This window comes from Mesorhizobium sp. BE184, from assembly GCF_031457045.1.
GTDB lineage: Bacteria > Pseudomonadota > Alphaproteobacteria > Rhizobiales > Rhizobiaceae > Mesorhizobium.
Window position 1 is genome coordinate 847,195 of record NZ_JAVDVU010000001.1, and the last position, 25,262, is coordinate 872,456.

General features: G+C 62.8%; 28 protein-coding genes and 1 tRNA gene. 22 read left to right on the plus strand and 7 right to left on the minus strand.

The window, feature by feature from the left end; translation table 11 throughout:
- Positions 1 to 88: 88 nt before the first annotated feature.
- From glyA to J2X35_RS04175, 12 genes are all read left to right on the plus strand, one after another.
- Positions 89 to 1,387 (plus strand): serine hydroxymethyltransferase, encoded by a 1,299-nt coding sequence (gene glyA, locus J2X35_RS04120; protein WP_056109012.1) that lies wholly within the window; start codon positions 89 to 91, stop codon positions 1,385 to 1,387.
- Positions 1,388 to 1,508: 121 nt separating this feature from the next.
- Entirely contained in the window at positions 1,509 to 2,087 is a 579-nt protein-coding gene (locus tag J2X35_RS04125; protein ID WP_310181670.1) for a cation transporter, read from the plus strand.
- 125 nt (positions 2,088 to 2,212) lie between these two features.
- Positions 2,213 to 2,680, plus strand: coding sequence for a transcriptional regulator NrdR (gene nrdR / locus J2X35_RS04130; RefSeq protein WP_056109018.1), 468 nt, complete (start codon positions 2,213 to 2,215; stop codon positions 2,678 to 2,680).
- A gap of 44 nt (positions 2,681 to 2,724) precedes the next feature.
- Complete coding sequence (ribD, locus tag J2X35_RS04135) at positions 2,725 to 3,801, plus strand: bifunctional diaminohydroxyphosphoribosylaminopyrimidine deaminase/5-amino-6-(5-phosphoribosylamino)uracil reductase RibD (protein WP_405023194.1); 1,077 nt, start codon at positions 2,725 to 2,727, stop codon at positions 3,799 to 3,801.
- On the plus strand, positions 3,801 to 4,418 hold the full coding sequence (locus J2X35_RS04140) for a riboflavin synthase (RefSeq protein WP_310181676.1): 618 nt from the start codon (positions 3,801 to 3,803) through the stop codon (positions 4,416 to 4,418). Before ribD ends, J2X35_RS04140 begins: the two co-directional genes overlap by 1 nt.
- A gap of 93 nt (positions 4,419 to 4,511) precedes the next feature.
- Positions 4,512 to 5,006 (plus strand): 6,7-dimethyl-8-ribityllumazine synthase, encoded by a 495-nt coding sequence (ribH, locus tag J2X35_RS04145; RefSeq protein WP_310181679.1) that lies wholly within the window; start codon positions 4,512 to 4,514, stop codon positions 5,004 to 5,006.
- Entirely contained in the window at positions 5,003 to 5,497 is a 495-nt protein-coding gene (gene nusB, locus J2X35_RS04150; RefSeq protein ID WP_310181681.1) for a transcription antitermination factor NusB, read from the plus strand. Before ribH ends, nusB begins: the two co-directional genes overlap by 4 nt.
- A gap of 94 nt (positions 5,498 to 5,591) precedes the next feature.
- A complete protein-coding gene (locus J2X35_RS04155; RefSeq protein ID WP_310181682.1) occupies positions 5,592 to 6,806 on the plus strand; it encodes an MFS transporter in 1,215 nt (404 codons plus the stop codon).
- A 149-nt stretch (positions 6,807 to 6,955) separates the two neighbouring features.
- Positions 6,956 to 7,870 carry an ABC transporter substrate-binding protein gene (locus J2X35_RS04160; protein WP_056109030.1) on the plus strand — a complete coding sequence of 305 codons (915 nt, stop codon included), beginning with the start codon at positions 6,956 to 6,958 and terminating at the stop codon, positions 7,868 to 7,870.
- Positions 7,871 to 7,939: 69 nt separating this feature from the next.
- A complete protein-coding gene (locus J2X35_RS04165; protein ID WP_310181684.1) occupies positions 7,940 to 9,106 on the plus strand; it encodes an ABC transporter permease in 1,167 nt (388 codons plus the stop codon).
- The gene (locus J2X35_RS04170; protein ID WP_310181686.1) at positions 9,103 to 10,044 is read left to right on the plus strand and encodes an ABC transporter ATP-binding protein; all 942 of its coding nucleotides are present in this window, start codon (positions 9,103 to 9,105) and stop codon (positions 10,042 to 10,044) included. Before J2X35_RS04165 ends, J2X35_RS04170 begins: the two co-directional genes overlap by 4 nt.
- Positions 10,041 to 10,787: an ABC transporter permease gene (locus tag J2X35_RS04175; protein ID WP_310181688.1), complete on the plus strand. Its 747-nt coding sequence runs from the start codon at positions 10,041 to 10,043 to the stop codon at positions 10,785 to 10,787. Before J2X35_RS04170 ends, J2X35_RS04175 begins: the two co-directional genes overlap by 4 nt.
- A gap of 1 nt (position 10,788) precedes the next feature.
- Here the strand turns inward: J2X35_RS04175 and J2X35_RS04180 are convergent, their stop codons facing one another.
- Positions 10,789 to 11,103, minus strand: coding sequence for a hypothetical protein (locus J2X35_RS04180; RefSeq protein WP_310181691.1), 315 nt, complete (start codon positions 11,101 to 11,103; stop codon positions 10,789 to 10,791).
- Here J2X35_RS04180 and J2X35_RS04185 point away from each other — a divergent pair.
- Positions 11,102 to 11,602, plus strand: a complete 501-nt coding sequence (locus J2X35_RS04185) for a DUF2165 domain-containing protein (RefSeq protein ID WP_310181694.1) — start codon at positions 11,102 to 11,104, stop codon at positions 11,600 to 11,602. The two genes, J2X35_RS04180 and J2X35_RS04185, sit on opposite strands and share 2 nt — an antisense overlap.
- 221 nt (positions 11,603 to 11,823) lie before the next feature.
- Entirely contained in the window at positions 11,824 to 13,965 is a 2,142-nt protein-coding gene (locus J2X35_RS04190; RefSeq protein WP_056109044.1) for a sodium-translocating pyrophosphatase, read from the plus strand.
- A 124-nt stretch (positions 13,966 to 14,089) separates the two neighbouring features.
- On the opposite strand, the gene J2X35_RS04195 is transcribed toward J2X35_RS04190, so the two are convergent.
- Positions 14,090 to 14,617, minus strand: coding sequence for an outer membrane protein assembly factor BamE (locus tag J2X35_RS04195; protein ID WP_056115415.1), 528 nt, complete (start codon positions 14,615 to 14,617; stop codon positions 14,090 to 14,092).
- Between the two features lie 113 nt (positions 14,618 to 14,730).
- Between J2X35_RS04195 and J2X35_RS04200 the strand changes: the two genes are divergently transcribed.
- The 7 genes from J2X35_RS04200 to J2X35_RS04230 all read left to right on the plus strand — a co-directional run bounded on the left by J2X35_RS04200 (position 14,731) and on the right by J2X35_RS04230 (position 19,544).
- The gene (locus tag J2X35_RS04200) at positions 14,731 to 15,270 is read left to right on the plus strand and encodes a ubiquinol-cytochrome C chaperone family protein (RefSeq protein ID WP_310181696.1); all 540 of its coding nucleotides are present in this window, start codon (positions 14,731 to 14,733) and stop codon (positions 15,268 to 15,270) included.
- A gap of 10 nt (positions 15,271 to 15,280) precedes the next feature.
- Positions 15,281 to 15,829: a DUF177 domain-containing protein gene (locus J2X35_RS04205; RefSeq protein WP_310181697.1), complete on the plus strand. Its 549-nt coding sequence runs from the start codon at positions 15,281 to 15,283 to the stop codon at positions 15,827 to 15,829.
- Between the two features lie 102 nt (positions 15,830 to 15,931).
- Positions 15,932 to 17,002 carry a phosphate acyltransferase PlsX gene (gene plsX, locus J2X35_RS04210; RefSeq protein ID WP_310181700.1) on the plus strand — a complete coding sequence of 357 codons (1,071 nt, stop codon included), beginning with the start codon at positions 15,932 to 15,934 and terminating at the stop codon, positions 17,000 to 17,002.
- Between the two features lie 6 nt (positions 17,003 to 17,008).
- Positions 17,009 to 17,980, plus strand: coding sequence for a beta-ketoacyl-ACP synthase III (locus J2X35_RS04215; RefSeq protein WP_310181702.1), 972 nt, complete (start codon positions 17,009 to 17,011; stop codon positions 17,978 to 17,980).
- 101 nt (positions 17,981 to 18,081) lie between these two features.
- On the plus strand, positions 18,082 to 18,405 hold the full coding sequence (locus J2X35_RS04220) for an integration host factor subunit alpha (protein ID WP_056109059.1): 324 nt from the start codon (positions 18,082 to 18,084) through the stop codon (positions 18,403 to 18,405).
- Positions 18,406 to 18,561: 156 nt separating this feature from the next.
- A complete protein-coding gene (locus tag J2X35_RS04225; RefSeq protein ID WP_056109062.1) occupies positions 18,562 to 19,104 on the plus strand; it encodes a MerR family transcriptional regulator in 543 nt (180 codons plus the stop codon).
- A gap of 134 nt (positions 19,105 to 19,238) precedes the next feature.
- Positions 19,239 to 19,544, plus strand: a complete 306-nt coding sequence (locus J2X35_RS04230) for a hypothetical protein (protein WP_056109065.1) — start codon at positions 19,239 to 19,241, stop codon at positions 19,542 to 19,544.
- Positions 19,545 to 19,618: 74 nt separating this feature from the next.
- Here J2X35_RS04230 and J2X35_RS04235 read toward each other — a convergent pair whose 3' ends face one another.
- Positions 19,619 to 19,891: a hypothetical protein gene (locus J2X35_RS04235; RefSeq protein ID WP_056109068.1), complete on the minus strand. Its 273-nt coding sequence runs from the start codon at positions 19,889 to 19,891 to the stop codon at positions 19,619 to 19,621.
- A gap of 230 nt (positions 19,892 to 20,121) precedes the next feature.
- Here J2X35_RS04235 and J2X35_RS04240 point away from each other — a divergent pair.
- Positions 20,122 to 20,198, plus strand: a tRNA-Pro gene (locus J2X35_RS04240).
- A gap of 319 nt (positions 20,199 to 20,517) precedes the next feature.
- On the opposite strand, the gene J2X35_RS04245 is transcribed toward J2X35_RS04240, so the two are convergent.
- The 4 genes from J2X35_RS04245 to J2X35_RS04260 form a co-directional block, all read right to left on the minus strand.
- Positions 20,518 to 21,792, minus strand: a complete 1,275-nt coding sequence (locus J2X35_RS04245) for an O-antigen ligase family protein (protein WP_310181705.1) — start codon at positions 21,790 to 21,792, stop codon at positions 20,518 to 20,520.
- Complete coding sequence (locus tag J2X35_RS04250) at positions 21,789 to 23,324, minus strand: undecaprenyl-phosphate glucose phosphotransferase (RefSeq protein WP_310181707.1); 1,536 nt, start codon at positions 23,322 to 23,324, stop codon at positions 21,789 to 21,791. Before J2X35_RS04250 ends, J2X35_RS04245 begins: the two co-directional genes overlap by 4 nt.
- Before the next feature lie 93 nt (positions 23,325 to 23,417).
- On the minus strand, positions 23,418 to 24,548 hold the full coding sequence (locus J2X35_RS04255; RefSeq protein WP_310181709.1) for a glycosyltransferase: 1,131 nt from the start codon (positions 24,546 to 24,548) through the stop codon (positions 23,418 to 23,420).
- Positions 24,549 to 24,552: 4 nt separating this feature from the next.
- Positions 24,553 to 25,116, minus strand: a complete 564-nt coding sequence (locus J2X35_RS04260) for a polysaccharide biosynthesis/export family protein (RefSeq protein WP_056109085.1) — start codon at positions 25,114 to 25,116, stop codon at positions 24,553 to 24,555.
- Between the last annotated feature and the right edge of the window lie 146 nt (positions 25,117 to 25,262).

Sequence of the window (25,262 nt, forward strand, 5' to 3'; positions counted from 1 at the left end):
GTTAATTTCGCGCGTGGCCGATGACACTGTCCAATGGCTCATGCTAAGGCGCTGCCAGATTCTAGGCTCTGGCTGAAAGGTGCACGCAATGGCTGGAAATTCGACCGAATCATTCTTTTCGGCGCCACTGGAGGAAATCGATCCCGACATTTTTGGCGCCATTCGCAACGAACTCGGTCGCCAGCGCCACGAGATCGAACTGATCGCTTCCGAGAACATCGTCTCCCGCGCCGTATTGGAAGCGCAGGGCTCGATCATGACCAACAAATATGCGGAAGGGTATCCGGGCAAGCGCTATTATGGCGGCTGCCAATTCGTCGATGTCGCCGAGGAAATCGCCATCGAGCGGGCAAAGAAGCTCTTCGATTGCAAGTTTGCCAACGTGCAGCCGAACTCCGGCAGCCAGATGAACCAGGCGGTGTTCCTGGCCCTGCTGCAGCCTGGCGACACATTCATGGGCCTGGATCTCAACTCCGGCGGCCACCTGACCCATGGTTCGCCCGTGAACATGAGCGGCAAGTGGTTCAAGGTCGTGTCCTACGGCGTGCGCAAGGACGATCACCTGCTCGACATGGATGAGATCGAAAAGCAGGCGCATGAGACGAAGCCGAAACTGATCCTGGCCGGCGGCACCGCTTATTCGCGCATCTGGGACTGGAAGCGCTTCCGCGAGATCGCCGATGCCGTGGGCGCCTGGCTGATGGTGGACATGGCGCATATCGCCGGACTGGTCGCCGGCGGCGTGCATCCGTCGCCGCTGCCGCACGCCCATGTGGTGACGACGACGACGCACAAGAGCCTGCGTGGCCCGCGTGGCGGCATGATCCTGACCAATGACGAGGACATCGCCAAGAAGATGAATTCGGCGGTGTTCCCCGGCCTTCAGGGCGGCCCGCTGATGCATGTCATCGCCGCCAAGGCCGTCGCCTTCGGCGAGGCGTTGCAGCCAAGCTTCAAGACCTATGCGGAGAACGTCGCCGCGAACGCCAGGACGCTGGCCTCCACTTTGCAGGAAACCGGTCTCGATATCGTTTCCGGCGGCACCGACAACCATCTGATGCTGGTCGATCTCCGTCCGAAAAACGCCACGGGTAAGCGGGCCGAGGCGGCGCTCGGCCGCGCCAACATCACCTGCAACAAGAACGGCATACCGTTCGATCCTGAAAAGCCGTTCGTGACGTCGGGCGTCCGCCTGGGTACGCCTGCCGGCACCACGCGCGGTTTCGGCAAGGCGGAATTCACCGAGATCGGCATGCTGATCGCCGAGGTGCTGGATGGGCTTAAAGTCGCCAATTCCGACGAGGGCAACGCCGCGGTGGAAGCTGCCGTGAAGCAGAAGATCGTGGCGCTGACCGATCGTTTCCCGCTTTACCCCTATCTGGGTTGACGCTGCGTCCGCGTCGCTCGCCAGCGGCGCGGACGTCAATGTCGATGATCGGCGGCCAGCGCTTCGGGGCCGTCGGTCCGGCCATCAAAGGCTCAGACATAGGCAATTGATCGATCGAAGAATGACCGACACCTTTGGCAAGACCGTACGGCTGGTCGCGATCCTGAACCTCGGCTATTTCGGGATTGAATTTGCCGCGGCCATCTGGATCGGATCGGTATCGCTTTTCGCCGACAGCATCGATTTTCTCGAAGATGCCTCCGTCAATTTCCTGATCCTGGCAGCGCTGGGTTGGTCGATCCGGAATAGGGCGCGGCTTGGAATGGCGTTGGCGGGAATACTGTTGATTCCGGCCCTGGCGACCCTTTGGACGGCCTGGGAGAAATTCAACGTACCGGTTCCGCCAGCGCCCGTTCCACTGGCGGTCACAGCTTTGGGCGCCATTGTCGTCAATTTTTCCTGCGCGCTCATGCTGGCTCGTTTTCGTCATGCCGGCGGCAGCCTTGCCAATGCAGCGTTTCTGTCCGCGCGCAACGATGTTCTGGCCAATGCCGCGATCATCGCAGCGGGTTTGGTTACGGCATTCGTCTGGAAATCGGCGTGGCCGGATATTGTCGTTGGCCTTGCCATCGCCGTGCTGAACGCGGACGCGGCTCGCGAGGTTTTCACCGCGGCCAGACGCGAACATGCCGAAAGCTAGCCACTCCGGGGCAGTTGATTTCCCGGACGGCCGCCATCACATCTCCATCGAGTATTGTGGACTTTGATTCCGCCCGCAAAAGCCTCTAAGCCTTCAACCGACCGAGTCCCAACGCCAGGCCGCCCATGCGCTGTCCCTATTGCCAGTCCGAAGACACGCAGGTGAAGGATTCGCGCCCGGCGGAGGACGGCGCGGCCATCCGCCGCCGACGCGTCTGCCCCGATTGCGGCGGCCGTTTCACCACCTTCGAGCGCGTGCAGCTGCGCGATCTGGTCGTCGTCAAGAAATCCGGCCGCAAGGTACCCTTCGACCGTGACAAGCTGCTGCGTTCGGTCGAGACGGCGGTGCGCAAGCGCAATGTCGATCCCGAGCGCATAGACCGCGCCGTCACCGGCATCGTGCGCCAGCTCGAAAGCTCCGGAGAGACCGAAATTCCGTCGGCGGAGGTCGGCCGGCTGGTGATGGACGCGTTGAAATCGCTCGATGACGTCGCCTATGTCCGCTTTGCCTCCGTGTACCGCAATTTCCGCGAGGCGAAGGACTTCCATGACGTGCTGGGCGAACTGAAAGGCGACGAGGAAACGGCGGAGTGACCGCGAAGGATCGTGCAGGGCTGGAGACGCTTGACCGCCGCTACATGGCGGCGGCGCTTCGCCTGTCGCGCCGCAACGCCGGCCGCACCTCCACCAATCCGTCCGTCGGCACGATCATCGTGCGCGACGACGGCGCAGGCCCGATGATCGTCGGCACGGGCGTCACCGCGGTCGGCGGGAGGCCGCACGCCGAGACCGAGGCGCTGGCCGAAGCCGGCGATCTGGCGCGCGGCGCGACCGCTTACGTGACGCTGGAGCCGTGCGCCCACCACGGCAGTACGCCGCCCTGCGCGAATGCGCTCGTCAAGGCAGGCATCATCCGCGTCGTCGGCGCGGCCAGCGATCCCGACCCTCGTGTTTCCGGCAAAGGCTACGCCATCCTGCGCGCCGCCGGCATCGAGGTCGTCGAGAAGGTGCTGGTGTCGGAAGCAGCCGGCCAGATGGCCGGCTACATGAGTCGATCTCTCAGGAAACGGCCGGAAGTGATTCTGAAGCTTGCGCTTTCGAGCGATGGCATGATCGGCGAACGAGGCGCCGGGCAGGTTTCCATCACCGGTGAGATCGCCCGTCGCGAGGTCCATCTTCTCCGCGCCGAGGCGGACGCGGTCCTTGTCGGCATCGGCACCGTCATCGAAGATAATCCGGCATTGACGGTGCGCCTGCCGGGCCTTGAGAATCGTTCGCCCGCCCGCATCGTCCTCGACCGCCAGATAAGGCTGCCCGAAAACTCCAGGCTGATCGCCGGCATTGACCGAGTGCCGGTCTATGTCGCCGCCTGCGCGGAAGCCGATGCGCTTCGGCGCGCCACGCTGGAGCGGCTGGGCGTGCGATTCATCGGCACCGAGACGCATAACGGGCAAGTGGCTCTGCCCGAACTGCTGGAAGATTTGGCTGCGCTGGGCATGGCCAGTGTCCTGATCGAAGGCGGGGCCAAGGTGGCCAAGGGGTTCCTCGACGACGGACTTGTCGACCGCATCGTCCTGTTCCGGGGACCCAATGAGATCGGCAAGGGCGGCATCGCTTCACCGCTCGACGAAAACAGCATTCCCGCCGGTTTCGTCAAATTGCGCGAGATGAGCTTTGGCGACGATGTTTGCGCCGAATGGGCGAGGGACATCTGATGTTCACCGGTATTGTCACTGATGTCGGCACGGTTGCAGCGGTCAAGCCGCTGAAGGAGGGGGTAGGGCTGCGCATCGATACCGCCTACGACCCGGCGACCATCGACATCGGCGCGTCCATCTCCTGCGGTGGCGTCTGCCTGACGGTCACGGCGCTGCCGGAAGCTGGATCGAACGCCCGCTGGTTCGAGGTCGAGGCCTGGGAAGAGGCCTTGCGGCTGACGACGGCTGCCGGATGGCGCTCCGGAACGCGCGTCAACCTGGAACGCGCGCTCAAGATCGGCGACGAACTCGGCGGTCACATCGTTTCCGGGCATGTCGATGGGACGGCGGAGATCGTCGAGCGCAAGGATGAGGGCGATGCCGTGCGCTTTACACTGGAAACGCCGCGTGAACTGGCAAAATTCATCGCGCCCAAGGGATCGGTGGCGCTGGACGGCACCTCGCTGACAGTCAACAGGGTGGAGGGGACCCGTTTCGACGTGCTTTTGATCCATCATTCGTTGCAGGTGACGACCTGGGGCGAGCGCCGGGCCGGCGACCGCGTCAACCTCGAGATCGATACAATGGCCCGCTATGCGGCAAGGCTGGTCGAGGCGGCGAAGCAGGGGCTTTGAGCCTCTGGAGGCGATTTCACGGGCCCGCTTCTCGACAGCGCTTGCGGTCCGCGCCGCTTCGGCCTAAGTCCAGCGGCAATTCCGGAGACCTTGATGGCTGGCATATCCGAACACGGCAAGGCGTTCATTCGCCCGCAGAAGAAGGCGCATCTTCTGATCGTCGAGGCGCGTTTCCACGACGATCTCGCCGATGCGCTGCTCGATGGCGCCACCAGCGCGCTGAGGGACGCGGGTGCGACCTACGACATCGTGACGGTTCCCGGTTCGCTTGAGATCCCCGCAGTCATCACCTTCGCGCTCGACGGCGCGGCAGAAGGCGGAACGGACTATGACGGTTTCGTCGCGCTCGGCACCGTCGTGCGGGGTGACACCTATCATTTCGACATCGTCGCCAATGAATCGAGCCGTGCTCTGATGGACCTTTCCATTCAGGAATCGATCGCCATCGGCAACGGCATTCTCACCACCGAGAATGATGAACAGGCCTGGGCGCGTGCAAAAAAGAGCGAAGGCGACAAGGGCGGCTTCGCCGCGCGCGCCGCCCTGACCATGATCGCGCTGAAGGAACGGCTGGGAGGCAAGCCGTGAGCGAGCCGGCTTCTCCGGAGCACACCGGCCGCCAGGCCAACAAGCGCGGCGCGGCAAGGCTTGCGGCGGTCCAGGCGCTCTACCAGATGGATGTGGCGGGAAGCGGCCTGCTGGAGATCACGGCGGAATACGAAGCCTTCCGCCTCGGCAAGGAGGTCGACGGCGCACTCTATCGTGAAGCCGACGCGCAATGGTTCCGCGCCATTCTCGCCGGTGTGGTGGAAAACCAGAAGTCTGTCGACCCGGTAATCCGCCAGGCGCTGACTGAGGACTGGCCGCTTTCGCGGCTGGATTCCACCCTGCGCGCCATCCTTCGCGCCGGCGTCTATGAGTTGATGAAACGACCCGACGTGCCTGTCGCCGTCATCGTCTCGGAATATGTCGACATCGCCAAGGCGTTCTATGTGGAGGACGAGCCGAAGCTGGTCAACGCCGTGCTGGACCGCGTATCGCGCCGGGTTCGCGGCGAAGGCCGGGGCAGGGACGCCTGAGCATACCGCCGCTGTGCCAGCCGGTCGTTCACGGTGTCATGATGCTCCAGGCCTCCTCGGCTTCTAGCTTCGGGCCTGGGACCCGGAGATTCGCATGACTGCCATCGCCATCGAACCGGCAAGGGAAGCGCGGCGCACGGCGCTGATCCTCGCGGGGGCGCAAGCGATTGTCGGTTCCGCGGCCCCCATAGCCATTTCCCTTGGCGGGCTCGTCGGGCATTACCTCCTCGGGCCTGACAAGTCGCTGGCGACGGTGCCGATCACCGGTTTCAACATCGGCGTGGCGTTGGGCGCCTTGCCGGCTGCCGCCATCATCCGGGCGCTCGGCCAGCGAAAAGGCTTCATGACCGGAACGCTGTTCACCGCCCTTGGCGGGGTGGTGGCGACGCTGGCTCTGTTCGGAAGCAGCTTCTGGCTGTTCGCCGCGGGCCTGCTGGTGGTTGGCCTTGGCAGTTCGTTCGTGCAGCAGTTCCGCTTTGCCGCCGCGGACAATGCGCCGCCGGCGTTCAAGGCGCGCGCCATTTCCTTCGTGCTCGCGGGCGGTGTCATCACCGCGATCCTCGGTCCGCAGATCGTTATCTTCACCCGCGAACTGCTGGCGCCGGTGATGTTCGCCGGTTCCTTCGCGGCGATTCTCGGCCTCGCCGCCGTCGGCGCAATCCTTCTGTCGTTCCTCCGCGCTCCGGCCATCGCCGGCGGGAAAATCGCGGTGACGGCCGACGATGCGCGGCCGCTCACCGAAATCATCAGCCGACCGCGTTTTATCGTGGCGATGCTGTGCGGCGTCGGCAGTTATACGCTGATGAGCTTCGTCATGACCGGCGCGCCTCTGGCCATGGTCGGCTGCGGGCTGTCTACCGACGATGCGACGCTGGGCATCTCCTGGCATGTCATGGCGATGTTCGGGCCGAGCTTCTTCACTGGCCGGCTCATCCACCGCTTCGGGGCGGAGCGGATCGTCGCGATTGGCCTGGCGCTGCTCGTCGGCTGCGCCGTGGTCGCTCTTTCGGGGCTGCAGCTCTGGCAGTTCTGGACCGCGCTCATCCTGCTCGGCCTCGGCTGGAATTTCGGCTTTATCGGCGCCACCGCCATCGTTGCCGAAAGCTACCGCCCGTCGGAAAAGAGCAAGGTGCAGGGCTTCCACGACTTCGTCCTGTTCGGCTCCGTCGCCTTTTCTTCGCTGATGTCCGGCGCGGTCTACAATGCGTGGGGCTGGGACATGCTGAACTGGGTCATATTCCCGGTGGTCGCGCTGTGCCTGGTCGCTCTCGTCGGTCTCAGGCTGACAGGCGTGCGCCGCGCCACCTGACAAGACGGTGTCGGTAGCGCCGGCTGTCTTTTCAGCCTCCGCGCATAAAATTATTGCGCTGTTCCCTCATCCTATGAAACCGTATGCCGCGACGGGGCGTTCCAGCCATGCTCATATCGGCGACTCAGGTTTACAGAGGAATTTCAAAAATGCTGTCCAAGAGGCTTATTGCCGGCGCCGCGCTGGCTCTTGTCGTTGCAACCGCTTCGGCTCACGCCGCGCCGGTGGTGGTGTCCTCCAAGATCGACACGGAAGGCGGGGTGCTCGGCAACATCATCCTGGCCGTGCTGAACGCCAACAAGATCGAGACAGCAGACCGCGTCCAGCTCGGCGGCACGCCGGTCGTGCGCAAAGCGATCATCGCCGGCGAAATCGACATTTACCCCGAATACACCGGCAATGCCGCCTTCTTCTTCGAAAAGGCCAACGATCCACTCTGGAAGGACGCGGCGAAGGGCTATGAGCAGGCGAAGAAGCTCGACTACGACGCCAACAAGATCGTCTGGTTGTCGCCTTCGCCGGCCAACAACACCTGGGCCATCGCGCTGCGCAAGGATGTCACCGACGCCAACAAGCTGGTGACGTTGAGCGACTTCGGCAAATACGTCGCCGGCGGCGGCAATGTCGTCCTGGCGGCATCCGCCGAATTCGTCAATTCGGAAGCGGCGCTGCCTGCCTTCCAGACGACCTACGGCTTTACGCTGAAGCCGGAACAGCTCATCACACTGTCGGGCGGCGACACCGCTGCCACCATCGCTGCTGCCGCCAACCAGACCAACGGCGCCAACGCCGCCATGGTCTATGGCACTGACGGCGGCATCGCGCCGTCCGGTCTGGTTGTGCTCGATGACGACAAGGGCGTGCAGCCGGTCTACCAACCGGCGCCCATCATCCGCGAGGCCGTGCTGAAGGAGCATCCCGAAATCGAGACGCTGCTGAAGCCGGTGTTCGAGAAGCTGGATCTGGTCACGCTGCAGGAGCTGAACGGCCGTGTCCAGGTTGGTGGCGAGCCGGCGAAGGGCGTCGCGGAAGACTTTTTGAAGAAGAACGGGTTCTTGAAGTAGGCGGTTCGGCTTTAAGCTGGTGACGCGCAGACACGCATGGGCGTTTGCCTTGCCTCGGCGGGCTTCCTCATGAGCCTCCGCTTCGACAAGCTTGGCATCGTGATCGCAGCGATTGCCACCTATGCGGCATTCCTCGCGCCATTCGCCACCTTTCGCGCCAACCGCATCGTGCCGGGCGAGGGGCATCTTATAATCGCAGCGTTACCGCCGACGGCAGGCTACCTGCTGCTTGCCGTCGTCATTATCTCCGCGCTCGTCGCTTTGTTCAGGACGCCGCTCATGTGGCGGCTTGTCGCCAGCGTAACGGTCCTGGCGGCTCTGGCTCTGCTGATCGGCGTTGCCGGTTCTTTCCTGACTCCGGAAGGCAACACCTTCGCGCGAATCTCGCCGGCCTCCGGCTTCTGGCTGCTGCTGTTCGCCTTTCTCCTGCTCTTGTCGGACGTGCTGGCCCGGCTCAGCCTTTCGCCCGTGGCGCGGGTGGCGGTTCTGTTGGCCGCAGCGGTGACGATCGGGCTCATTCTCGTGTCGGGAAGCTGGAACAGCCTTTCGATCCTCAAGGAATATGCCAACCGCGCCGACAGCTTCTGGGCCGAGGGATACAAGCACGTCGTGCTGGCGCTCGGCTCGCTGGTGGCTGCGGTGGTGGTCGGGGTGCCGCTGGGCATCCTCTGCCATCGTGTCGACCGGTTGCGGGCAGGGGTGTTGAACACCCTCAACATCATCCAGACCATCCCTTCCATCGCACTGTTCGGCATCCTCATCGCGCCGCTCGGCTGGGTGGCGGCGAATGTGCCGGGAGCCGCCGCACTCGGCATTCGAGGCATCGGCACGGCGCCGGCTTTCATCGCGCTTTTCCTCTATTCGCTGCTGCCGGTGGTGGCCAACACGGTGGTCGGCCTGGCCGGCGTGCCGCGCGCGGCCAACGATGCGGCGCGCGGCATGGGGATGACCGACCGGCAGCGTCTTTTCGGCGTCGAGTTCCCGCTCGCCTTTCCCGTCATCCTCACCGGCATACGCATCGTGCTGGTGCAGAATATCGGCCTCGCCACCATCGCCGCGCTGATCGGCGGCGGCGGCTTCGGCGTGTTTGTCTTCCAGGGCGTGGGCCAGACCGCGATGGATCTGGTGCTGCTCGGCGCCGTTCCGACCGTGGCGCTGGCCTTCGCCGCCGCCATCATCCTGGACGCCATCATCGAACTCTCTTCAACGGTCAGACGCAGGGAATCCGCCGCATGATCGAGATCGAGCACATCACCAAGCGCTATGACCAGACAACGGTCGTCGATGACGTTTCCATGGTGATCGAGCCCCGCACCATGACGGTGATCGTCGGCACCTCCGGCTCGGGCAAGACGACATTGCTGCGCATGATCAACCGGCTTGTCGAACCGACATCGGGCGCCATCAAGCTGGATGGCGTCGATAACAAGTCTGTGCCGGACTATCAGCTTCGCCGTTCCATCGGCTATGCAATCCAGGGCCACGGCCTGTTCCCGCACCGCACAGTCGCTCAGAACATCGGAACGGTCCCGGCCCTGCTTGGTTGGGATCAGCAACGCATCGACGAGCGGGTGCATGAACTGCTGACATTGTTCCAGCTCGATCCGCAATCGTTCGGTCCGCGCTATCCGCATGAGCTTTCCGGCGGCCAGCAGCAGCGCGTCGGCGTCGCACGCGCGCTCGCCGCCAAGCCGAACGTGCTGCTGATGGACGAGCCGTTCGGCGCGCTCGATCCGATTATCCGCGCCAAGGCGCAGGACGATTTGCTGGCTATCCAGAAGCAGATCGGCACCACCATCATCCTCGTCACCCACGACATGGAGGAGGCGGTCCATCTCGGCCGCAAGATCGCCGTCATGGATGGCGGCAAGCTCATCCAGTACGCCACCCCGGCGGAAATCCTCGCCAACCCCGCCAGTAATTTTGTCGAGACCCTTGTCGGGCCCAGCGAGCGGCCCTTCCGGTTGCTATCGCTTGGGCCGGTGCGCGACGCGGTCGAGAAGGGTGCGGCGGAAGGTGAGGCGATACCCGCCGAGGCCACGCAGCGCGATGCCCTTGCCGAGTTGCTGTGGTCGGGCCGGCCGGCGCTGCCGGTCAAGGGACCGGATGGCGCGCTGCTCGGCAAGGTGACCGTAGACGGACTGGTCAAGCGCGCCGCGAGGCCCGCTGCATGAAATGGTTGCCGACCCTGCTGCGGCTTGTATTGCTGATCGTGCTGGTGGCCTTCATCGTCCATCCGGCATGGTTCGAGCCGTTGCTGAAGCCGCTCACGGAAAACAACGCGCCGGCCATCTACAACCAAGGCAGCCTGCTGTCGCTAACGCTGCTGCATCTGCGCACCGTGCTGATCGCAACCGTGGCCGCCACCATCGTCGCGGTCGGGCTGGCGATTCTGGTGACGCGGCCGATCGGCGCCGAGTTCCTGCCGCTGTCGCGCAGCCTGGTCAACATCGGCCAGACCTTTCCGCCGGTCGCGGTTCTGGCACTGGCCGTGCCGGCCGTCGGCTTCGGCGAAAAGCCGACGCTCATCGCCCTGTTCCTCTACGGCCTGCTGCCGATCTTCGAGAATGCGCTGACTGGCCTCACCACATTGCCCGGCAATGTGCTGGAGGCGGCGCGCGGCGCCGGCATGACCGGCTGGCAGCGGCTCGTCAAGGTCGAACTGCCGCTTTCCGTGCCGGTGATCCTCGCAGGCATCCGCCTTTCAGTCGTCATCAGCCTCGCCACTGCGACGATCGGCTCGACCGTCGCTGCAAAGACATTGGGCGAAGTCATCATTGCCGGCTTGCTGTCGAACAATCTGGCTTTCGTCCTGCAAGGCGGCCTGATCGTCGCGGCGCTCGCCGTGCTGATCTATGACGCGCTGTCGGCGTTGGAACGCGTTGCAGCGCGGCGCATGGGCAGGCTGGCAACCTGATCTATCGCCCAACCGGGCGGGCAGGGTGGTCCAGCGTCATTTCCAGCTCGGTCCGCTCGCTTTCAATCACCCAGCGGCGGCGCAGCACCGAGAAATCATGGCGTTTGCTGTCGGATAGGATTGAAACCACATCGCCGACCTGGACGGCCGGGTCGAGCAGAAGCGCCGCAAGCCGCGCGCCAAGCCCCTCCTTGCCGGCATGGCGTTCCGCGCTCGCCGTCAGAACGATCCGCACCGGACGGTCGGTTGCGTCCGTGCCGAGACTCAGCGATTCATTTGCCCGTTTACTGGAATTTTCAGCGGGAGTTCTGGCCATGACATTGCGTCTTTCCAAGATCATCATGTGTCTGTGTCTGGCGGTGTTCGCCTTTCTCGTCGCCTTCGGCAACATCACCGATTACGGCTCAAATTTCGCCTTTGTCCAGCATGTGCTGTCCATGGACACGACCTTTCCGGGCAATGCGCTGATGTACCGCTCGATCACCAACCCGTCATTGTGGACTGCCGGTTACTGGCTCATCATTCTCGGCGAGGCGCTGACCTGCGTCCTCTTTCTCATCGCGGCCTGGAATCTCTGGCAGGCGCGAGGTGGCAGCGGACAGGCATTCAACGAGGCCAAGAAGTCCGCCGTCATCGCCACCACCATGGGGTTCCTGGTCTGGTATTTCGGTTTCATGGTCGTTGGTGGAGAATGGTTCGCCATGTGGCAGTCGCAGACCTGGAACGGCCAGGAAGCGGCGTTCAAATTCTACATGACGATGCTTGCGGTGCTGATCTTCGTCATCCAGCCGGACGGCGATTTGCGCAAGGGTTGAGCGCCGTTACGGTCCGCTTGATCGGGAGCGGCGACAGGGACGTGGCATCGCACCCTACTTTTGGGCGAAAACCGGGCAAAAACCGAACAATTACTTGACGTTCAAACACCTGTTTCGCATAAGCCGCTGCGATAGGCAGGATTTCGCCATGGCGAATCCTGCCTCCGTTCCAACGGTCCGGGGAGGGGTTCGCCGGATCATCAAGCGAGGAAAATCCGCAAATGACCATGCTTTATGTCGTCATTCTCTGCGGCGTGCTTTCAATTGTTTATGCCATCTGGGCGACGCAGTCGGTGCTTGCGTCGGACCAGGGCAACGCGCGCATGCAGGAAATCTCCGCGGCCATACGTGAAGGCGCGCAGGCTTATCTTACCCGGCAGTACACCACCATCGCCATCGTTGGCGTGGTCGTTTTCGTACTCGCCTGGTGGCTGCTGTCCGGCACGGCCGCCTTCGGCTTCCTGATCGGCGCGGTGCTTTCGGGCGCGGCCGGCTTCATCGGCATGCACGTTTCGGTTCGCGCCAATGTGCGCACGGCGCAGGCTGCCTCCAACAGCCTGGCCGCCGGCCTCGACATCGCCTTCAAGTCCGGCGCCATCACCGGCATGCTTGTGGCTGGCTTGGCGCTGCTGGGCGTCTCCGTCTACTACTGGGTCCTCACCGGACCGCTCGGCCATGGCCCGGCCGACCGTGAGGTCATCGACTCGCTCGTCGCGCTCGGCTTCGGCGCTTCGCTGATCTCGATCTTCGCCCGTCTCGGCGGCGGCATCTTCACCAAGGGCGCCGACGTCGGCGGCGATCTGGTCGGCAAGGTCGAGGCAGGCATCCCCGAGGATGATCCGCGCAACCCGGCCACCATCGCCGACAATGTCGGCGACAACGTCGGCGACTGCGCCGGCATGGCAGCCGACCTGTTCGAGACCTATGCGGTGACGGTCGTCGCCACCATGGTTCTCGCCGCCATCTTCTTCGGCTCTGCCGCCAATCTGGCGGACATCATGATTTACCCGCTCGCGATCTGCGGCGCCTGTATCCTGACGTCGATCGTCGGGACCTTCTTCGTCAAGCTCGGCTCCAACGGCTCGATCATGGGCGCTCTCTACAAGGGCCTCATTGTCACCGGCGTCCTGTCGGTGGGCGGCCTGGCCGTCGCGAACTCCATGACGATCGGCTGGGGAGACGTGGGCACCGCCAACGGTATGACCATAACCGGCGCCAACCTGTTCATCTGCGGCCTGGTCGGCCTGCTGGTGACGGCGCTGATCGTCGTCATCACCGAATACTATACCGGCACCGGCAAGCGCCCTGTCGTCTCGATCGCCCAGGCGTCGGTGACCGGTCACGGCACCAACGTCATCCAGGGCCTCGCGGTCTCGCTGGAATCGACGGCGCTGCCCGCCATCGTCATCGTCGGCGGCATCATCGGCACCTACCAGCTGGCCGGCCTGTTCGGAACCGCCATCGCGGTGACGACCATGCTCGGCCTTGCCGGCATGATCGTGGCGCTGGACGCCTTCGGTCCGGTGACCGACAACGCCGGCGGCATCGCCGAAATGGCAGGCCTCCCGAGCGAGGTCCGTCATTCGACCGACGCCCTCGATGCGGTCGGCAACACCACCAAGGCCGTCACCAAGGGCTACGCCATCGGTTCCGCCGGTCTCGGCGCGCTGGTGCTGTTCGCGGCCTACTCCAACGACTTGCAGTTCTTCGCCGCCAACGGTGCAAAATATCCCTACTTCGCGGATCTTGGCACCGTGTCCTTCGACCTGTCGAACCCCTATGTCGTTGCCGGCCTGATCTTCGGCGGCCTGATCCCCTACCTGTTCGGCGGCATCGCCATGACGGCCGTCGGCCGCGCCGCAGGCTCCATCGTCGAGGAAGTGCGCAAGCAGTTCCGCGAGGATCCGGGCATCATGCAGGGAACGTCGAAGCCAAACTATGCCCGCGCGGTCGATATCCTGACCCGTGCGGCCATCAAGGAGATGATCATCCCGTCGCTGCTGCCGGTGTTGGCGCCGCTCGTCGTCTATTTCGGCGTGCTGCTGATCTCGGGCTCCAAGGCCTCGGCTTTCGCCGCACTCGGTGCATCGCTGCTCGGCGTCATCGTCAACGGCCTGTTCGTCGCCATCTCGATGACCTCGGGTGGCGGCGCGTGGGACAACGCCAAGAAGTCTTTCGAGGATGGTTTCGTCGACAAGGACGGCGTCAAGCACCTGAAGGGCTCCGAAGCGCACAAGGCTTCGGTGACCGGCGACACGGTTGGCGATCCCTACAAGGATACCGCCGGTCCGGCCGTTAACCCGGCCATCAAGATCACCAACATCGTCGCGCTGCTGCTGCTCGCCGTCCTGGCGCACAGCTAAGCGAAAACAGGTTCCGCCCGGCCGTCGCGCCGGGTAAGGCCTGACATGAAAAAACCCGCGGAAGTGATTCCGCGGGTTTTTGTTTTGGCGGTTGGCTGCTCAAGCCAATCAATTGGGAAGAACGTCAGCCGTTGCCGCCGCCCATCATGCTTCCGGCAGCGCCCGGCGAAAGCTTGCCGGCGCCGCGGATGACCTGCTGCAGGAAGTTCTGGTCCTTGCCGCCGGTCGGCGTCGTGCGGGTGATGAAATCGAAGACCTTGCCGTCCTTCAGGCCATAGTTGGCGATGTTGGTGACACGACCGTCTTCACCGAAATAGACGGCGAGGACGCGCTGGTCGATCAGCTTCGGCTTTTCGAAGGCGACCGAACGCTTCCGTGTCTGGGAAATGTAGTAGAATACCTCGTTGTCGAAGGTGGCCGTGGTGGAGGGACTGCCGAGCGCCAGCAGCACCTGTTCGCGGCTCGATCCGACCGGAACCTGGTCGAGAGCCTGCTGGTCGATGATGTAGCCCTGGTTGAGGGTCTCTCCGGGGTTCAGGTCGCCGATCACCTTGGAAGAGTTGCAACCGGAAACGCCTGCGGCCAGGGCCAGCAGCGACACGATTGCGGTCTGTCTCGGCGACAGGGCCGACTTGATTTTGAGCGCGCCCACCAACAACTCCATTCCTATCAACCACGCTTGCGCGAGGCGGCAAAAGCGGTAAACCAGCTTACGAGCCGATGCAACCAGGCCGCACCAACTAACAGGTCCAGGGAGACCGCTCAATGTTCCAGCGCCTGTTTGGCCGTGAACGGCGCGCCAACCGCGCGATTACCGAGGCGCTCTACGCACGAATCGTGGCGGCGGCGCGGCAGACGGTGTTTTATTCCGACTGGAATGTGCCCGATACGCCGCTTGGACGGTTCGAGTTGCTGTCGCTGCATATGTTCATGCTGCAGCATCGCCTTCACGGCGAGAAGGGCGTTGTGGCAGAGGTCGCCCAGGTGCTGATCGACGAGTTCTTCCTCGATGTCGAGCATTCGCTGCGTGAGCTCGGCATCAGCGATGTCGGCGTGCCCAAACGCATGAAGAATCTCGCCAAGATGTACTATGGCCGCACCGCTGCCTACGCGGAAGCGCTGGAGAATGACGATGCGGAGGCGCTGGCCGCCGCGCTCCGCCGCAATGTACGTCCGGATGTGCAGGAGTGGCCGGAGGCTTCGCAACTCGCGTCCTATGCGATGCAATGCAGCCACGAACTGGCGGCCCAGCCTTCGGATGCCATCTGCGCCGGCGAATTGCGGTTCCCCGACGCAGCGGCATGAGGATATCACGATGAGAAATGCCGAAACCCGAAGCCCGGTCTCCTTCGAGGCGCATGTCGCGCGGCTGCCGCAGAAGGGGCTGCCCGTTGCCCAAGAGGCCGACGAGAAACAGAGGCAGGCCCTGGCGGCCGACCATGATCTGCTTTCAGTGGAAAACTACCGCGCCGAACTGCTGGTCACGCCATGGAAACGCCATGGGGTGAAGGTATCGGGCCGTGTGGAAGCCGATATCACCCAGGCCTGCATCGTGACGCTGGAGCCCATCACCGCGCATATAGAGGAGGCGGTGGAAGGTCTTTTCCTGCCTGAGGACTCCAAGCTTGGACGGCTTGGCTTCGAGGGCGGCGGCGAAATACAACTCGATGCCGAGGGCCCGGACAGTCCGGAGACGTTCTCGGGCGATACGGTGGATGTCGGCGCATTGGCGGAGCAGTTCTTTGGCCTGGCCATCGATCCCTATCCGAGAAAACAGGGCGCCTCGCTGGAGCTGGACGGAGAAGGCGAGCAGCCCGAAACCGAATTCCAGCAAAAGCTCAGGTCCTTGCTCGGAAAATCCTGAAACCGTGGCAAATGACGAAAACCCGGTTGTGCGGTCGGCCAAAACCGCTATTTTCGCCGAACGTCGCGGGCGGCCTGCCCGAACATGTGAGAAGAGCAGCGCGTGATCAAAATTTCGATTGATGCCATGGGCGGCGATCACGGGCCTGGCGTGATCATTCCCGCGCTCATGCTGGTCGCGACCCGCCGCCCCGACATCAGCTTCATCATTTATGGCCGCGAAGAAGCGGTGCGCCCAGAACTGGCGAAATTTCCGCAACTGGCCGCAAAGAGTGAATTCATTCACTGCGACATCGCGGTGAAGATGGACGACAAGCCGAGCCAGGCGCTGCGCCATGGCCGCTGGAAGTCGTCCATGTGGAAGGCGATCGAGGCGGTCAAGAGCGGTACCGCCGAAGCCTGCGTTTCCGCCGGCAACACCGGCGCGCTGATGGCGATGTCGAAATTCTGCCTGCGCACGATGGCCAACATCGACCGCCCGGCCATCGCGGCGATCTGGCCGACCCTGCGCGGCGAAAGTATCGTTCTGGATGTCGGCGCGACCATCGGCGCCGATTCGCACCAGCTGGTCGACTTCGCCATATTGGGCACCGGCATGGCCCGCTCCGTCTTCGGCATGAACCGACCCTCGGTCGGCCTGCTGAATGTCGGTGTCGAGGAGATCAAGGGTCAGGAAGAGGTCAAGGACGCCGGCCGCCTGCTGCGCGAGGCCGACATGGCGTCGATGAGTTATCATGGCTTCGTCGAAGGCGACGACATCGGCAAGGGGGCCGTGGACGTGGTCGTGACGGAAGGTTTTTCCGGCAATATCGCGCTGAAAACCGCCGAAGGCACCGTCCGCCAGATCGCCGGCTATCTGCGCGCGGCGATGAGCCGGACGCTGATGGCGCGCATCGGCTATCTGCTCGCCAAGAGCGCGTTTGACACGCTGCGTGAAAAAATGGATGTCAGCCGCGCGAATGGCGGCGTGTTTCTGGGTTTGAACGGCATCGTCGTCAAAAGCCATGGCGGCGCCGATTCGGAAGGCTTTGCCGCTGCGGTCGAATTGGCCTACGACATGGTCCGCAACCGGCTCCTCGACCGGATCGAAGCCGATCTCGATCTGTTTCACACACGCAATCCGCTGGCTACGAAGGCAGGCAGAGCTGCCGCTGAAGCCGACGAAGAAGGGTAAGAATAGTTGATCAGGTCAGTTGTGCTCGGCGTCGGGTCTTCGTTGCCCCGTCGCGTCATGAAGAATACCGATCTGGAAGGCGTCGTCGAAACCTCGGACGAGTGGATCATCCAGCGCACCGGCATCCGCCAGCGCTATATCGCCGCCGACGACGAGACGACCGCATCGCTGGGAGAGGCGGCCGCGCGCGCCGCATTGGCAAGCGCCGGGCTGACCGCCGATGACATCGACCTGATCGTCCTGGCGACCTCGACGCCGAACAACACATTCCCTGCCACCGCCGTCGAGATTCAGGAACGCCTCGGGATGCGGCACGGTTTTGCCTTCGACATGCAGGCCGTCTGCTCCGGTTTCGTCTATGCGGTCACGACCGCGGATCTCTACATACGGGGCGGACTGGCCAAACGTGTCCTCGTCATCGGCTCCGAAACCTTTTCGCGCATTCTTGACTGGAAGGACCGTTCCACTTGCGTGCTGTTCGGCGACGGCGCCGGAGCGGTGGTTCTGGAAGCCGCGGAAGGCGAGGGCACGGTCGCGGATCGCGGCGTGTTGGCCCAGAGCCTGCGCTCAGACGGTTCGCACAAGGAAAAGCTCTATGTCGATGGCGGTCCATCGACCACCGGCACGGTCGGCCACCTCCGCATGGAAGGCCGCGAAGTCTTCAAGCATGCGGTCGGTATGATCACCGACGTCATCGAGGAAACCTTTTCGCAGGCCGGCATAACCGCCGATGACCTCGACTGGTTCGTGCCGCATCAGGCCAATAAACGAATTATTGACGCTTCCGCCAAGAAGCTCGGGATAGCCGAGCAAAAGGTGGTGGTGACGGTCGATTTGCACGGTAATACGTCGGCGGCGTCGGTGCCGTTGGCCCTTTCGGTCGCGGTCGGCGACGGCCGCATCAAGAAGGGCGATCTCGTCCTGCTCGAGGCCATGGGTGGCGGCTTTACCTGGGGTGCGGTGCTTATTCGATGGTGAGGCCGAACCGGACGGTTCGGTCCTTGACCTTGCCGGGTCAATTACTTACGCTCGGCAGTTGCTTGTAACGATTTATGTTTTTGATTTGATGGGACGGTTGCATGGGGGGAAAGACACTTACGCGTGCCGATCTTGCCGAAGCCGTTTACCGTAAGGTCGGCCTGTCGCGTACTGAGTCTGCCGAACTCGTGGAAGCGGTTCTGGACGAGATTTGTGAAGCGATCGTGCGCGGCGAAACGGTGAAGCTGTCCTCGTTCGCCACGTTCCACGTCCGCTCCAAGAACGAGCGCATCGGCCGCAATCCCAAGACCGGCGAGGAAGTGCCGATCCTGCCGAGGCGCGTGATGACCTTCAAGGCCTCCAATGTCCTGAAGAGCCGCATCCTGCGCTCACATCAGAACAGCAAGTCCAAGAGCGGCAAGTAGTTTCCCGGCTTCCGCCACCCGCTTCCTGGTAGAGCCTTCTATTCTTGTGCGGTTGATAACCTGTCGCCCGGCTTGAATGTTGGCATGCAAACCGCTGAAATACGGTTCGATTCGGCGTATGATGCCGTGTCATCGTCCAGCGTGAGGAATTGCCCCATGGACAAGAGCCCGGATGCATTCCGAACCATCAGCGAAGTGGCGGAGGACCTCGATCTTCCGCAGCATGTTCTGCGTTTCTGGGAAACGCGGTTCAACCAGATAAAGCCGATGAAGCGCGGCGGCGGTCGCCGTTACTACCGGCCACAGGATGTGGAACTGATCAAGGGCATACGCCATATGCTCTACGACCAGGGCTACACGATCAAGGGCGTGCAGAAGCTGCTGCGCGAGAACGGCAATCATTTCCTTGTCGCCATCGGCAATGGCGATATGGCCGCGGTGGAAGCCATCGCACAGCGCAAGCAGGCCGACAGCGTACCGCTCACCTCCGGCGCGCAGCCGCGTTCGGGCGACGAGGAAATGCTGGTCGGCCAGCCCAAGGTGAAGCCCAGCCGGCGTTTCTTCGGCCTTGGCAAGGCGGATGACGATGGTCCGGTGCAGCCGGACTCCGGCAAGCTGTCGCGCGACAACCGCGCGCTGCTTCAGGAGGCGCTGTTCGACTTGCTGGAATGCAAGCGCCTGCTCGACCAGGTCCGCTAAGCCACCGCTCGGCCATTGCGCAAAGCCTATCGCCGGATGCCACGGCGGGAGCATGGTGCGGCATTTCGGTCTCATGCAGGAACCATCCCGCCGAGTGGCCGTTTCCAATCCTCTGACAACGAGGGAAACGCCCCATGGCACTCTTTTCGCATTTGAACGATATCGACCTCGAAAAGGAGGTCCAGACGCTTTCGCGTGAGCTTTCCGCGCTCAAGCGTGCGGTCTCGAAGCGTGGCAGCGCCTACTACGATGGCGGGCGGGAAGCAGCCTGGGATTTGTATTCAGACGTCGCCGATCGCTTCAGCGACGCATTGCCGTCGATTCGCAAGCGTGCCAGGGCACTCGAGACCACCGCACGGGATCACCCGGCGACCGCCGCTACGGTGGGCCTGGTGGTGCTCGGCCTTGTCGCTACCGTTATCTACAGCCGCCGCCGCTGACCTCCAGTCAAAACGGCACTGCGGAGAAAAGGCGGTCGTCTTCCCATGACCGCCTTTTCGTATGCGGGATAGGGTCAGTTCGTGCGAGTCTTCAGCTTGACGCCGGGCACGACCTTCATGGTCTGGCTGCACTTGCCATAGACAGTTCCGTCGGTCTGGGTGCCGTCCGTGTATTTGCCCTTGCACTCGGCCTGCAGCAGGACGCAGGAGCCTGAACCCTTGCAAAGCGCGCCGCCATTGCCGTCTGGAAGTACATCGGCCGAAGCCGTGCCGGCAACCGAGCCGAGCGCGGACAGCGCCAGCGCCCCAGCGAGGGACAGGCGCCTGAAATTCGAGAGAGTATTCATTTGCACGTTTCCTTTGTTGGAGGATCGCCGTCGCGGCGTCCATGGCCAGTGGGTGCGGCCAAGCAAGGAAAGGTTCATGGAACAGCTAGGAAAAATCGGAAGGGCGCGGCCGGGGCGTTGAAAGGATCGGTAAGGCAAGGTCTTCGCACAACGCGGAAACCGTCGCCGTGGATTTCATCCGATTGGCCCCTTGCGTCGCAATCACTGAGAATGTAGGGCTTTCCACGGTCCGGAGTGTAGCGCAGCCCGGTAGCGCACTTGACTGGGGGTCAAGGGGTCGTGGGTTCGAATCCCGCCACTCCGACCATTTCGAAAAATCCCCGCTCGAAATTCTGTTACGTCTCGTTTACCATAACCGGACATGCCAGCAACGAATGCACAGTTTGGCCGTTCCTTCCTGTGGAGGAACGGAATGCCATGGAAAATGGCCTGCCGAGATTTCAGTGCATGCCTGAAAGTTCCGGCACCTGGATGGTCTGGGACAATGAGACGGGTCGGCCCGCGACGCTGGGCGGATGCATCATCGGAGGACGGTCCGAAATGCGCGCCAGGACGGCCTGCGAAATCCTGACCAAAATCTATAACAACCGGCTGGACGCGCGGTCCATACGACGGAACGTGCAGCGTTAAGAGGTTGGACCAGGCACGGGCCGGCTTCCAGCTGTCGCCCACGCGTGCCGCAGTTGCCACTGGTGACGGTATTCCAGCCCTATGCCGCCCCAGATCAGGCCGAGCAGCAGGTAGAAATGCCGCCAGTGGTCGGTGTCGATGAAGGTGCCGAGGGCGATGTGGCCGATATAGACGACATAGGCGCACAACACATAGGGCTGCCACGGCCGGTCGCGCAGCAGCAGGCGGAAGCCCGCCGCCACCGTCCATAGTGTCAGCGTCAAATACGAGACGAAGCCGAGCCAGCCATAGTCCATCAGCGACTTGAGCCAGATATTGTGCGTGTCCTCGCCAAGGATTTGCCCGAACACCAGCGGACCGATGCCGAGCGGGTGCTCCAACGCCATCTGGAAGCCGATCGTATAGCGGGCGAAGCGCCCGAGGCGCGCCGAATCGTAGTTCTGCGCCAGCTTGGCGCGTTCGGAGAGCATGTCGGCGACACCCGGTATCTGCAGGATGACGATCATCGCCACCGCCAGCAGCGCGATAGCAACAATGGTCATGACGACGATGCGCAGCTTGAAAACGCCGCTGCGGCTCTGCAGGAACAGGATGCCCGTCAAAAGGATCGCCGAAGCGCCGAAAAGACCCCAGGCGCCACGTGAGAATGACAGGAAAAGACCGGCCATGATGATCAGCAGCGGAATTGCCAGAAGCGGCATGCGAGAGACCGGCCCGGTAATCAGACGGTAGAGCAGGTAGATGCCGGGCAGGACGAGGAACGGGCCGAAAACGTTCGGATCCTGGAAGACGCCGGCCGCGCGTCCGTATTTGGTGAACATCTCGGTGCCCGGAAGGAGTCCGAAATAGCCAATGATGCCGGCAAGCGACGTCAGCAGGGCGGCAACGACATAGGCGAAATAGATCAACCGGTAGGTCTCGGGTCGCGCCTCGGTCACGGCGGCAAAGAAGATGGCGGTGAAGGCCAGGAACAGTGACACCGCCAGATACAGCGGCGTATCCATCAGATCGGCCATCTGCGTCATCGAGACGAAGCCGCCGATGTTGAACAGGATGATCAGCACCACCAGCGGCGAGATCGCTCGCGATATTCTAAGCCCGAACAGCGCCCAGACGACAAGCAGGCCGGTCATGTAGAGGTCGTAGGGCGCCGGCTCGTTGATGACGAAGCCGGACAGGAACACGCCGAGAAAGATCGCACCGGAAGCGATCAGGGCGATCAGCTTGGCGTTGACGGCCTCTTGCGGCAGTGCGTGCGAGGCCGCGCTCAATAGGCGTTTTCCGTGTTGAGCAGGCGCGCTGGCGTCAAAAGCAGGATCTTGAGGTCGAACATCAACGACCAGTTCTCGATGTAGTAGAGATCGAACTCGGTGCGCATCCGGATCTTCTCGTTGGTGTCCATCTCGCCGCGCCAGCCGTTGATCTGCGCCCAGCCGGTCACGCCGGGCTTCACCTTGTGGCGGGCGAAATAGCCGTCCACCACTTCGTTGTAGAGCAAATTGTGCGATTGCGCCGCCACCGCATGGGGGCGGGGTCCGACCAATGAGAGTGAGCCGAACAGTGCATTGAAGAACTGCGGCAGCTCATCGACCGACGTCTTGCGGATGAAGCGCCCGACCCGCGTCACGCGAGGATCGTTCTTGGTCACGGTCTTCTTGGCGGTCGGGTCTGACTGGTTCGTATACATGGACCGGAACTTGTAGACCTCGATCTCCTCATTGTTGAAGCCATGGCGCTTCTGCTTGAAGAGGACCGGGCCGGGGCTGTCCAGCTTGATGGCGATGGCGGTGGCCAGCATGACAGGCGAGAAAAGAACGATGCCGATAATCGAGAAGAAAATATCGAAGGCACGCTTGGCGACCGAATCCCAGTCGTTGATCGGCCGGTCGAAGATATCGAGCATCGGCACCGCGCCGATATAGGAATAGGCGCGAGGCCGGAACTGCAGCGCGTTGGAGTGGGCGGAAAGCCGGATATCGACCGGCAGCACCCAGAGCTTCTTCAAAAGCTGGAGCACGCGGGTTTCCGCCGTGATCGGCAGCGACACGATCAGCATGTCGATGCGCGCGATCCGCGCGAACTCGATCAACTCCGAAACATTGCCGAGCTTCGGATAGCCGGCGACGATGGGCGGCGAACGCCGGTCGTCGCGGTCGTCGAAGATGCCGCAGATACGGATATCGTTGTAAGGCTGCTTCTCGACCGAGCGGATCAGCCCCTCGGCCGCCTTGCCGCCGCCGACGATCACAGCGCGCCGTTCCATGCGGCCGTCGCGGGCCCAGCGCCGCAGCAGGACCGACATGACGAGCCTGAGGCTGAACAGGAGCACGAAACCGGCCACGAACCAGGTGCCGAAGAGAAGGCGCGAATAGTCCGCCGACATCTTCATGAAGAAGGCCGTCAACGCCATCAGCGCGAAGGTTCCCGACCAGATAAGCAGCAGACGCCCGAAATTCGTGACGGGCCGCATCAATGTGGAGACCTGATAAAAATCGGTCACGTCGAGCAGGACGATGGCCAGCAATGAGGTTGCGGCGATGACAAGCGGGTATTGCCAGGCCAGATGGGTGAAGAACCCGACGAAATAGCAGTAGACCGCAATGCCTGAGAGGAGCAGCAGCGAAAATTCGACCAACCGCAGGACGCCGCTGACCATGACCGGAGACATGGTGTCCCGCCTGTATTGCGAAGCCACCTGTCGCGCCACGTCATTAATTCCCGTCGATGACGGGGCGGAATCTGGGGTCTCGAATTTGCGCACCGCGTCCATCGAGAAACGGTGCGCGGGGTCGATTTCGTTCATGGGATTGCTCGGCTACTCTGCCAACAGACTAGCAAGAGAGAGCTAAGAAAGCCTTGAAACAACGTTTAGCTTTGGAATGGCCTGGTTTCAGGATCAGCGCCTGAGGGCGGAAAAATAAGCCTTCTCGATGTCGGCCGCCATAACGTCTGCGCCGAACCGCTTCTTCAGGTCGGAAATGTCGGGCATCAGGCGGCTGTATGCGTCGAGGTCGCCAAGGGCGTCGGCGATCTTGTCGGCCAGTTCGGCCGCATCCGGCTTCACCAGCGCCGCGGAGCCGGCGCCGAAAATCTCCGGAATGCCGCCGACGGCGCTGGCGATCATGGGTTTGCCCGCGGCCAGCGTTTCGAGGACGATGTAGGGCATCGCCTCGGCTCGCGACGGGACGATGACCAGACGGGCCAGCGCGAACGCCTTGCGCGCCGGCATTGGCGGCATGAAGCGCACCCGCTCGTCGAGCCCGAGCCGCTTGACCTGGTCGCGGTAGCGCGGAAGGTCGTCACCATCGCCCACCATGACGGCGCTGATGTCGCGTCCGAGTCGAAGTTCGGCCTGCGCCAGCGCATCGATGAAGATATCCGGTCCTTTGAGATCGCGCATCATGCCGATGTAGAGCAGGTCAGCCGCACCCGGAGCCGAGACGACGGGTTCGAATTCTTCGGCGCGCAGGCCGTTGTAAACCAGGCCGTTCGGCACCGGCGGTTCGCCGACCTTGCGCCTGTAGGCTTGATATTCATAGTCCGAAACGAACAGCAGATAGTCGGTAAAGCGGGCCATCAGCCGCTCGATGGAGAAAAAAATCCTGCCGACGAATGTCTTCTCGTCATAATGCAGGCTGCCGCCATGCGGCGAATAAAGGCGGGCTACGCGAGACCTTGATACCCGCAACAGCGAGCCGAACAGACGCGCATAGGTTCCACCCTTGGCGCCGTGCCCATGAAGCACGTCCGGCTGCAATTCCTTGATGATCCTGTATGTCCTCCAGGCCGAGGCGATGTCGCCGGGCCCGATATGACGCTGCATCGGCGTGCGATGTACGCCCAGCGCCAGTTTTTCCTTCATGTCGTCGAAGAGGCGTTCCTCGAACTCGCCACCGGTGGTGGAATCGCACACGATGCCGACCTGATGGCCTTGCGCGATCTGCGCATCCGTCAGGTCGCGCACGTGCCGGAATATGCCTCCGACAGGCGACCGAAAGCAGTGAACGATCCTCAACCTGCCTGCCACGGCGTCAGAACAGCCGTTCGCGGACGTAAACGGTGTCGCCGGGCAACAGCGGGTCGGATGTTCTGACCGTTCCGGTGATCACCTTGCCGTTGATGTCGCGGGTAATGTCGACGCTGCCCTGATTGGCTCGGGCGCTGTAACCGCCGGCGATCGCCACCGCCTTCTGGACGGTCAGGCCGGGAACATAGGAGTACTGGCCGGCGGCGCCGACTTCGCCCATGACGAAGATCGGCCGATAGCGGTCTATCTCGACCGATACGTCCGGATCGCGCAAATAGCCCTGGCGCAATTTGGCGGCGATTTCGCCCTCAAGCTGCTGGGCCGAGTGTCCGCGCGCCGGAACCAGGCCGACCAGCGGAAGCGACAAATAGCCCGATTGATCGACGCTGTAGGTGTTCGTCAGCCCTTCCTGTTCGAACACGGTGATGCGGACACGGTCGCCGGCGCCAAGGCGATAGGGTTGGTTGAGGACATCATGGAAGGCGGCAGGCGCCGGGCGGTAACTGGAGCAGCCGGCGAGCAGCGAGACGGCAAGAAGTGCTCGAAACAGCGGGGCGGGGCTTTTCATCACCGTGCAACACACTTTCGTCTGGTCGCCGGAAACGTTGCGGCGACTCTGAGGATCGATGCCGTTATCCTCCTGTTAGGGTTAATGGTCGGTAAAAGAAGTCTCGGAATTGCCGCGCCCTCGCGGTCGCGCGCGCGGTGATTTCT